The 7,879-nt window shown below is 34.3% G+C and carries 6 protein-coding genes; 2 read left to right on the forward strand and 4 right to left on the reverse strand.

What is annotated here, in order from left to right; genetic code table 11:
• The 3 genes from SOY52_RS03720 to prs form a co-directional block, all read right to left on the reverse strand.
• The coding region (locus tag SOY52_RS03720; RefSeq protein ID WP_320847640.1) for a hypothetical protein at positions 1-1,030 on the reverse strand (1,030 nt) is incomplete at its 3' end.
• A gap of 45 nt (positions 1,031-1,075) precedes the next feature.
• Entirely contained in the window at positions 1,076-2,275 is a 1,200-nt protein-coding gene (locus SOY52_RS03725; protein WP_320847641.1) for a pyridoxal phosphate-dependent aminotransferase, read from the reverse strand.
• Between the two features lie 34 nt (positions 2,276-2,309).
• Complete coding sequence (gene prs / locus SOY52_RS03730; RefSeq protein ID WP_320847642.1) at positions 2,310-3,593, reverse strand: ribose-phosphate diphosphokinase; 1,284 nt, start codon at positions 3,591-3,593, stop codon at positions 2,310-2,312.
• Between the two features lie 187 nt (positions 3,594-3,780).
• Here prs and SOY52_RS03735 point away from each other — a divergent pair, with 187 nt between their 5' ends.
• Positions 3,781-5,496: a Na/Pi cotransporter family protein gene (locus SOY52_RS03735; protein ID WP_320847643.1), complete on the forward strand. Its 1,716-nt coding sequence runs from the start codon at positions 3,781-3,783 to the stop codon at positions 5,494-5,496.
• On the opposite strand, the gene argH is transcribed toward SOY52_RS03735, so the two are convergent.
• The gene (gene argH / locus SOY52_RS03740) at positions 5,486-6,859 is read right to left on the reverse strand and encodes an argininosuccinate lyase (protein ID WP_320847644.1); all 1,374 of its coding nucleotides are present in this window, start codon (positions 6,857-6,859) and stop codon (positions 5,486-5,488) included. The genes SOY52_RS03735 and argH overlap by 11 nt on opposite strands.
• A 44-nt stretch (positions 6,860-6,903) precedes the next feature.
• Here argH and SOY52_RS03745 point away from each other — a divergent pair, with 44 nt between their 5' ends.
• Positions 6,904-7,869, forward strand: a complete 966-nt coding sequence (locus tag SOY52_RS03745) for a hypothetical protein (protein WP_320847645.1) — start codon at positions 6,904-6,906, stop codon at positions 7,867-7,869.
• The last annotated feature ends 10 nt before the right edge of the window (positions 7,870-7,879 follow it).

Raw genomic sequence — 7,879 nt, forward strand, 5'->3', positions numbered from 1 at the left:
CTGTTTCATAGAATAAGCGAAGAATATACTCACTAAATAGCTTTTGTAATTTATCAGTACTGATAATTCCTGAATTAATTAACGAAATAGGTAGTGATGAAAATAAAGTTCTTCCTGTGAAAGAATAAAATCTATCGGCAAAACGCAAAAATGGCTTTAAAGTAGCAGGAAGAAATCCGTCTTTAACAAATTCAACCTCACACGATCCTACGTTATAAGAAAAAACCTTTAAAGCATTAGTACTCAACAAAGATACTCTTTCAACTTCAAATAGGTCGAAATCATCTCGCTTTCTTCTTAGCTCATCGAGCTTATATGAGTATCCACCATCACGAATTACCATACTCATTAGCTCTTTATCGCTCTTATTTGGATATTCGGTTTTTAGTTTTGCTACCTTTAAATCAATTTCATTATGTAAAAGTGTACTATCTTGAGAAAGCTGAGAAATTCCATGTCTTCCATTTTCACAAATTTTAGAAAGCTCATTAACTAAGAAATTAGCATCACAACCAAGAATTCTTTCTACATTTTCTTCATCTTGTGCAAATACTGAGCGAGCTAGATTTGAACATGTATTTACTTCTTCATCTGAATAACAAGGGAAAAAGAACTGCTTAACTAAGGTATCACGATATAAAATGTAGTGAGACGGTGAAACCAAATTTTCCTTAACTTGAACAACTGAATAGTTTTCAATGTACCATAATAAACGCTTTACTGCATCTTTATTTAAGGCTTTAATTCTATTCCAATCCTTTTCTTTAATATCACGATTAGCAGAAAAGCCTCTTTCAGAATAAAACTTTTTAGATTGTACTATTGATTGAAGCAATAGTGGCAAGAAAGATGCTTCCATCTTTGATAAGTCATCGTTTTTTGAAAGATGAATTCTTCTTTCTTCCCACGCTGCCATTTTTAACATTTCAAGAGGATAGTACATAGAGATGATCTTTGCGATGCTGACAACATCATTCTCAAAATATACTAAAGCCTCCTGTACATTTCTCTTTGCTTTATCAAGCCGCATAGTGTCAGCTAAATTATTATTTTGAAAGATCATGTAAATATCCCTTTATTTTAAACCCATTACCTGTTTTCTATAAGCTTTTAGACCTTCAGCTAAACATTTACCTGCAAGTCTAAGTTCATCCTCATTTAATACGTATGCAATTCTTGCTTGTGTCTTTCCTAAACTCTTAGTTACATAGAAATCTTCAGCAGGAGCAAACATTACGGTTGAACCTTTATAGTTAAAATCCCTTAACATAAAGATTGCAAAACGTTCAGCGTCATCAACCGGGAAATCAACAACAAAGTAGAAGGCTCCCTTTGGTCTTGATAGTTTACATCCCGGTATTTCTTGAATTGCACTAACTAAAGTATTTCTTCTTCTCTCATACTCTTTAACAACATCATCAATATACTCTTGAGGAGCTGTTAATGCAGCAGTTGCTGCGACCTGCTCTACAGCAGGAGGACAAAGTCTAGCTTGAGCTAGCTTCATTGCACTGTTAAGGACATCTTTATTGTAGCAAACAATTGCACCAATACGTGAGCCACACATACTAAAGCGCTTTGAGAAAGAGTCAATACAGATGATTCTATCCTTATATTCAGGGAAGGTTAAAATACTTGTAAATGATTCTCCATCATAACAGAACTCTCTATATACTTCATCAACGATTAAAAAGATATCGTGCTTTTTGCAAAGCTCTAAAAGATGAGTTAACTCTTCCTTTGAGTAAACATGTCCAGTTGGGTTATTAGGAGAGCAAAGTAAAATAGCCATAGTCTTTTTTGTTATTTTTTCTTCAAAATCATCAATTGAAGGTAGTACAAAGGCATCATCAACCTGGCTAGTTACTGGAACCAAATTAACCATAGCAATGTTAGCAAAGGTAGAAACGTTAGTATAAAATGGCTCAGGAATAATTACTTCATCATATGGGTCACATAGAGTCATAAATGCAAATTGAAGCGCTTCAGATCCACCTGTTGTAATCATAATGTTGTCAGGAGTTACACTAACACCATATTTTTCATAGTATTTACAAAGTGATTCTCTAAGCTTTAATTCACCTTCTGATACACCATAGGCAATAACCTCTTCATTATAGCCATTAATTGCATTAATAGCTTCCTTTGGAGTCTTGATATCTGGTTGTCCAATATTTAAGTGAATTACATGTATACCTCTCTTTTCAGCTTCTCTTGAATAAGGTACTAACCTTCTAATAGGAGAACACTGGAAAGAAGAGATTCTTTTTGACATTTGCATCTCTAATTTCTCCCCATCATTTTAATTATCAGTCTGGAAGCTTGGTTTCCTCATCTCCACTTGTTAAAGCTCCTGATTGTGACTGATCAATAAGCTTTTGAATAAACTTTCTATTATCAAGAAGAGGTGAAATAGATCTTCCGTGGTGTAGTCTTGAAATAACACGAGCGAAGAGCTCAGTAACATCAGCTTGTACAAACCACTCTTTTTCTAACAAATCTTTACCTTGGTAAACTGCATTTGTACCAATAATTCTATAGAATACACCTTCCTTATAAGCTGCATCAAAGTTTTCAACTGCATTACCATTAAAGAATGGAAGAGATACCATACAGATAATCTTTTTTGCACCAAGCTTCATAAGCTCTCTCATGGCAATAATCATTGTACCACCAGTTGCAATCATATCATCAGCCATCAAGACGGTCTTACCTCGTACATCACCAAGTAAGTTAATGCTCTTAATGTTACTATTCTTTGCATCTTTACTAACTATAGAATAGTCTCTTTCCTTATAAAGCATAGCAAGTGGTCTATGGAGGCCTTGTGCATAGAATTTATTTCTTGAAACAGCACCTGTATCAGGGGATACAACTACTAAATCAGGATCAGCAAGGTCGATAACCTTTCTTAAAGCAATTAAGGTTTGGTATGAACCATGTAAATTCTCAAGGTGACAAGTTCTAAATGCATTTTCAATTTCTCTTGAGTGGATATCAAGTGTAATAATTCTTGATACTCCAAGCTGTTCAGAGATACGAGCAAATAAGCTTGCAGTTAAAGCTTCTCTTCCTGCCTTTTTATGTTGTCTTGCATATGGATATGTAGGAAGAACTAATGTAATTGAAGCAGCACCAGCTAAACGCACAGCATCAACTGTTGTAAATAAGAACATTAAGTGGTCGTTTACACTAAGTGGCTGTGGATCTTCTAAACCAGCAACCTTAATTGGTGCACAGTTAGATACATCATAAATAATATAAACGTTAAGACCTCTGACTGGATCAATTAACTCAGCCTTCTCCTCACCGTTAGCAAAGCGAGTATACTTAACATTGATTGTGAAATCTGGACAGTAGAAAGATGAAGGACGTTTACCGGTAGGAATTTTCTTACTATCAAGGTCATCCATCAAAGTAACAGTTTTTAAAAGCTCTTCCTCACTAATATCATGACGTTTGCTTAGGGCTTTTGAAACCTTTTCATAGCGATCTATATAAAGCCTTCTTAAATGCTTTACAACCTTCCCTGCAAAATACTCTGTGCCAGGGCCTGCGATAACTCCAAGTTTGTGTGGCTTAATGATACTCATGGCTTATACTTTATAAAAGAAGGTATAAAAGTTCAACACGAGAAGATGAACTATTGATATATTCTGTTGCCACATTTTTACTATTTGTTCAATTTTTTTACAAAAAAATATTTTACAAAGATTTCACAAAACCAACACATTATGATTCTTTACGCTATGATTTTTAATTTGTTAGTTTTTTCTTGATATGAATATTTTACTAACGATTTTTAAAATTGCAGGTTCAGTAGGATTATTCTTATATGGAATGAAACTACTCTCTGACGGACTACAAAAGTGCGCTGGAGCAAAAATGAAAGCAATATTACACCTTATGACAGGTAATCGCTTTCTATCGGTATTAACGGGAATATTAGTAACTTTGATAATCCAATCATCGTCAGCTGCTACAGTAATGGTCGTTTCCTTTGTAAATGCATCCTTAATGAGCCTTACACAAGCAATTGGCGTTATTTTAGGAGCAAATATAGGTACTACAATAACTGGTTGGATCGTAGCCATCTTAGGCTTTAAGATGGATATTACAGTATTAGCACTATTTGCTATTGCTATTTCACTTCCACTAATGTTTTCAGAAAAAACAAAACTAAAGGAAGTATCAGAAATCTTTTTAGGATTTGGTATTTTATTCATAGGTCTTGAATTCTTACAATCCTCAATGCCTGATATCTCTGAAAACCAAAACATTATTCATTTCTTATCACGCTTTGAAGATCAATCAATTACCTCAATGCTTCTTTGTGTACTTGCAGGAACAATTTTAACAATTATTGTTCAGTCCTCATCTGCTACGATGGCAATTACAATTACTATGGCTTACCAAGGCTGGATTGGCTTATATACAGCATGTGCACTATGTCTTGGTCAAAACATTGGTACTACAGTAACTGCATACCTTGCCTCTGTTGGAGCATCAACAAATGCTAAGAGAGCTGCTCTTGCGCACATATTTTTCAATGTAATTGGCTCTGTAATAGCAATGATTTTGTTTAGACCAATGATATATTTAATAAACAGTATTACTCCAGGTGATATATACACAATGCAAGGTGAAGAATTAAGAGAGACACTTCCTGCATTTTTAGCAATGTTCCATACCCTCTTTAATACAGCTAATACACTTCTATTCTTTCCATTTATTAATAAATATTCGGCTTTCATTACAAAACTTGTTAAAGATAAGAAGGTATATGATGAGGATTGTTACCACTTTTCATATATCTCAGGACCTTACATGGAAGCTCCAGAGCTCTATTTATTAGCTGTAAATGGTGAAATTAAAAAGATGGCTAATCTTACAGACGATATGTTTAAAACATATACTGAGGCCTTTGCAAGAAACGATATTGATATTAATAAAATAGTTCAGGACTTAAAGAAAAAGGAAGACTATGCTGACCAAATGCAGGAGCAGCTTACTAATGTGTGTGTTAAAGCTCAAAAGGAAAACATGGTTGCCTCTGGCTCTGTTTCGACATTCTTACGTGTAATTGATGAGCTTGAATCTGTTACAGATAGTATCTTTAACCTAATCAAACTTACTCAGCAAAGACTTGAGCAGAAATTAACCTATACACAAGAAGAGGAACAAGAAATACGATCCTTAATCGATTTAGTCTCCTCATTTATTACATTTATTACAGAACACGTTGATCAGGGCTTAAAGAAGGTTGATCTAGAAACTGCTCAAACCTATGAAAGAAGCATAAATAAACAGCATAAAACTCTTTCAGAAAGAATTCACTCTCGTCTTGGAAAGGGAGCTGATGATGTTGCGCTAGAATTAATAATGCTCGAGATTGAACGCAACCTCGAGCACATTGGTGACTACTTAATTAATATTGCAGAGTGTTACCACAATGTCACAAAGCACACTCCACTTCCAAGTTCAATTACCAAGTAAGTAAAGTAAGACTATTTCTTCCTGTTAATTTTTCATAACAGTTTTGGTAGAATTCACTCTTGTCTATGCAGATGGCTTCAAGGTCATCTGCTTCTTTTTTTACCATATCAAGTCTTAAATTATTAGCAGCACCGATACTAGTTCTACTTTTTAAAGCCTCATATGGATCATCAGCTTTAACATTCTCTAAGCTAAGGCCTACTTCCTTATAACTATCTCTAAAACTTTTACCTTCCTTAACCATTCTAAATACCTTATCGGTTGCATATAGCTCACTTTTGCATGCACCAACTAGCTTTTCTTCATGAACGACCAAGCCGTCTACCATGCGAGCCATTATTGCAACTAAATCAAAGGTTGCACGAATGCCCTCAATAACAGGTTCTTTAGTATCTTGGAAATCACGGTTGTAGCCGCTAGGAAGGCTTCTAATTGTATCCTTTACTCTCTCTGAACAGGAAGTAATTAAACTACTTCTACTTCTTGCTAACTCTAAGCCGTCAGGATTTTTCTTCTGAGGCATAATTGAACTTCCGGTTGTAAGTTCCTTTGGAAGTGAAAAATAACCAAACTCAGGAAGGGTAAATAGAATTAAGTCTTGGCTAAGCTTACTTATTGTTAGTGCAATATATGAAAGAGAATCTAAAAGAATAGCTTCAAATTTACCTCTAGAGTTATTTGAGTATAAAACATTATTTTGTACCTTCTTAAAACCTAGTAATGAAGCTGTAAGCTCTCTATCTAGGAATATTGGAGTTCCATAGGAAGCTGCAGAACCTAATGGGGACTGGTCAAGTAAATCGTTAACACTTAATAATAGCTTTACCTCATCGATAAGCTCTTCAGCAAAGGACGCACTCCAAAGACCTACAGAAGAAGGCATTGCAAGCTGCATATGTGTTCTACCTGGCATTGGTACAAACTCATATTCTAGTGCAAAAGCTAAAAGCTCTTTAGCAAAGGAAATTGTTTCTGCTGCAATCTTGATGGAAGCTTCTCTCATGTAAAGTCTTAAAGCTGTCTGGACTTGGTCATTTCTACTTCTACCTGTATGAATTCTTTTTCCAGTTTCTCCAAAACGTGAACTCAAGTAACCTTCAATTGCGGTATGACAATCCTCATCCTCTTCTTTAATTTCAAAACCTGTTGTGAGCTTCTTTTCTATTATTTCATTTAAACCTTGCTTTAACTCCTCAAGTTCAGAGTTAGATAGGATGTTAATTTTATTAAGCATTGTTGCATGGGCAATTGATGCAACAACATCACTAATTAATAGTTCTTGGTCTAGGATGTAATCATTTCGAACTGTGAAATGTTGCATGAGTAAATCAAGTGAATAATTCTTCTGCCAAAGTTTAGCCATTTTTTCTCCAAAATAGAAAAACTACATTTTTTATTATTATAAGTATGAAATATTTAACTGTTTTTCTTTTAATTCTTTTATCACTAATTGGATGTCAAAGCCAAGAGCTTATTGAAGTTTTTAATATGATTAGTGCAGAAGATAAAACTCTTCCAAAACTAATTAGCTTAAAGGTCGAGGATCAAGAAAGTGCTAGTGTTGAATTTAATGAGAATATTAAGATAAATAAAATTTATCTCGATAGCAATCCTATTTCTTGGGAATATATTACTCCATCAAAGGTAAAAATTAAATTTAACCAAAAGCTCAAAGTAAGCCAAAAATATGAGTTGTATTTCATTGCTCAAGATTTAAAAGGCAATACCTCAAGCTTCCTTTTTACCATCTCTGGTACAAACCCAAATATCCCAATATTAAAAATTACAGAGTTATCCTCAAAGGGGACAGATACACAACCAGAAAGGATTGAACTATTTGCACATAGTAGTGGAAATACTGAAGGTATTTATTGCGCAAACGGAACAAAAGGTAATGAAAGCTATGGCTTCACCCTTCATTCAATCGATGTGAAACGAGGAGACTACATAGTAATTTACTGGAATAGTGAACCTGAGAAAGAAAGCTTTATTAATAAAACTGGAAATACCGCATACCTAGTAAAAGCTAATAGTCCGACTAAGCTTGCTACAAATAATGGTTGCTTTGTAATTTATGATAGCATTAGTGGAAATGGTACTATTCTTGATGCTCTAGTTTATTATGATGGAGAAGCAACTACATATTCAAACCTTGGAAGTGCTAGCGTTGAAAAAAGCTACAACGAGCTTAAAAATGAATTTGAATGGTTCGATGAACCAGTACTTGCAAAATTCACAACAAGTACAAGAACAATTAATAGGTATAATGGAAGTGATGATACAAATCGCTCAGCTGATTTTTATATCTGTGACACAAAAGGTATTTCTTTTGGAAATAGTAATACTGAAACTTTATATAAGCCAGAAATCTAGGGTTGGAAAA

Origin of the sequence: Bullifex sp., assembly GCF_034103065.1 — a bacterium.
Classification (GTDB): Bacteria; Spirochaetota; Spirochaetia; order Sphaerochaetales; family Sphaerochaetaceae; genus Bullifex.